Genomic DNA, 2,402 nt, shown 5'->3' with positions numbered 1-2,402 from the left:
TCGTCGCGACCCGGATCGCGGAGTGGTTCCGCGACGCCGGCCGCCACGTCGTCCTGATGATGGACTCGCTCACCCGGGTCGCGATGGCCCAGCGCGAGATCGGGCTGTCCGCCGGCGAGCCGCCCGCGACCCGCGGCTACCCGCCCAGCGTCTTCGGCCTGCTCCCCCGGCTCCTCGAGCGCGCCGGGACCTCGGAGCACGGCTCGATCACCGGGCTCTACACGGTGCTGGTCGAGGGCGACGACCTGCAGGACCCCGTGGGCGACACCGCCCGCTCGATCCTCGACGGGCACATCGTGCTGTCCCGCGACCTCGCGACCTCCGGGCACTACCCGGCCGTCGACGTGCTCGAGTCCGTGTCCCGGGTGACGACCGCGGTCACCACGCGGCAGCAGCAGGACGACGCGATCCACCTGCGGCGGATGCTCGCCGCGCACCGGTCCGTGCGGGAGCTCGTCGAGATCGGCGCGTACGTCGACGGCGCCGACGCCGACGCCGACGCGGCTCTGGCGCGCCTCCCCCGCATCCACGAGTTCCTCCGCCAGACCGTGGGCGACGTGACGCCGACCCAGGAGACCTGGCGGCGCCTGCACGAGCTGGTGTCGGCATGAGCACGCGACAGGACGCCGGTCTCGGCGCGGTCGCCCGCGTCCGCGGGGTGCGTGAGCAGGACGACCGGCTCGGTCTGCAGCTCGCCCTGGCGGAGTCCCGGTCACTGCACCAGCGGGCCGAGCAGCTGCACGCCCTGCTGGCGACGACCCCCACCACGGAAGGACCGATGACACCCCAGGAGCTGCTCGGCCACCGGCTCGACCTCGGCCGGATCGGAGAGGCCGCGCAGGATGCGTCGCGCGGCGCCGACAGTGCCGACGTGGTCAGCGCCGAGGCCCGCGTCCGGTGGGAGGCCGCCAAGACCCGGCTGTCCGCCGTCGAGCGGCTGATCGAGATGCGCGAGGCGCGTCGTCGTGCGGCGATCGAGCGTGGCCTCGCCAAGGAGGCCGACGACCTCGCCGCCCAGCGCTGGCTCCGTGAACAGACCTCCACCGACCGACGCGAGGTGGCCGGGTGAGCATCGACCAGGTCACCGCACGGATCAGCCAGATCCAGCTCCAGCTGGCGCAGTTCGCCACCACCGCCCCCGCCCGCGGTCCCGCGGCCGCGACCGGGCCCCGGTTCTCCGAGCAGCTGCAGGCCGCGGCGACGCCGGGCCAGACCACCGGCGACCGCGTCGTGGCCGAGGCGAAGAAGTACCTCGGCGTCCCCTACGTCTGGGGCGGCACCACCGAGAAGGGGCTCGACTGCTCCGGCCTGGTCCAGCTCGTCTACCGCAACCTGGGCTACGAGCTGCCGCGGGTCTCGGCCGACCAGGCCCGCGCGGGGACGGCGGTGGGCTCGCTGGCCGAGGCGCAGCCCGGCGACCTGATCGCCTGGGACAACTCCTCGCGCAACAACGGCGCCGACCACATCGCGATCTACATCGGCGGCGGCAAGATGATCGAGGCGCCCCGGACCGGGCTCGACGTGCGGATCATCGACGTTCCGTCGGAGCCGACCTACATCCGCCGGATCATCGAGCCGGGGTCGAACACGAGTCCCGGCACCGGCTCGCTCGACGGTTTGTCGGCGCGCAACACCACGTCGATGGCCCAGGTGCCCCCGGGCACGCCGTACGCCGGACTGATCAACGCCGCGGCCGCGCGCACCGGCGTTCCGGCGGACCTGATCGCGGCCGTCGCGAAGCAGGAGTCGGGCTTCGACCCCAACGCCGTCAGCAGCGCCGGCGCGCAGGGGATCATGCAGCTGATGCCCGGCACCGCCGGGGACCTCGGCGTGGAGAACTCCTTCGACCCCCGGCAGGCCATCGACGGCGGCGCCCGGCTGCTCGCCTCGCTCCTCGACCGGTTCGGCCGCACCGACCTCGCCCTGGCGGCGTACAACGCCGGTCCCGGCGCGGTGCTCCGCTACGACGGCATCCCGCCGTACCCGGAGACCCGGAACTACGTCAAGAGCGTCCTCGCGATCCTGGAGCAGATGTGAGCCTGATGCCCGTTCTCCCTGCCCTTCCCGCGACGGCTGTCGCCGACGGGACCGGCCCCGGCGTGCTCGGCGCCGCCTCCCCCTCCGACGGCGGGTTCCTGTCCGCTCTCGCCGCGGCGCTCGGCGATGCCGCGGCGCAGCCGGGAGGCCAGCTCGCGCCTCCACCGATCGGGGACTGCGTCGAGGACGAGGCGGGGGCCGAGGGCAAGCACTCGACCCTGCCGGTCGGCGACGTCCTCCCGACGGGCGAGACCGCTGAGGGCGGCGCCGAGCTCGATCCCCTGTCCTTGCAGTACCAGCAGATGGCGGCCACTGGTGTCCCCGGAGCCGCCCCGCTGGTCCTGTCCGTCGGCACAGCCGACCAG

At 74.1% G+C, this 2,402-nt stretch carries 3 protein-coding genes and 1 pseudogene; all 4 read left to right on the top strand.

From position 1 onward, the window contains the following. Window positions 1-611, top strand: a pseudogene (locus tag H0488_RS22855) (EscN/YscN/HrcN family type III secretion system ATPase); the annotation flags it as partial. Next, a complete protein-coding gene (locus tag H0488_RS22850) occupies window positions 608-1,069 on the top strand; it encodes a flagellar export protein FliJ (protein WP_183101481.1) in 462 nt (153 codons plus the stop codon). The pseudogene H0488_RS22855 and the gene H0488_RS22850, both read left to right, overlap by 4 nt. Beyond that, entirely contained in the window at window positions 1,066-2,037 is a 972-nt protein-coding gene (locus H0488_RS22845) for a transglycosylase SLT domain-containing protein (protein ID WP_312856496.1), read from the top strand. Before H0488_RS22850 ends, H0488_RS22845 begins: the two co-directional genes overlap by 4 nt. Before the next feature lie 5 nt (window positions 2,038-2,042). After that, a partial coding sequence (locus H0488_RS22840) for a hypothetical protein (RefSeq protein ID WP_220794914.1) occupies window positions 2,043-2,402 on the top strand: 360 nt, incomplete at its 3' end.

It is taken from the genome of Nocardioides pelophilus (assembly GCF_014180685.1).
Classification (GTDB): domain Bacteria; phylum Actinomycetota; class Actinomycetes; order Propionibacteriales; family Nocardioidaceae; genus Nocardioides; species Nocardioides pelophilus.
This window is presented reverse-complemented; position numbering and strand designations above follow the sequence as displayed.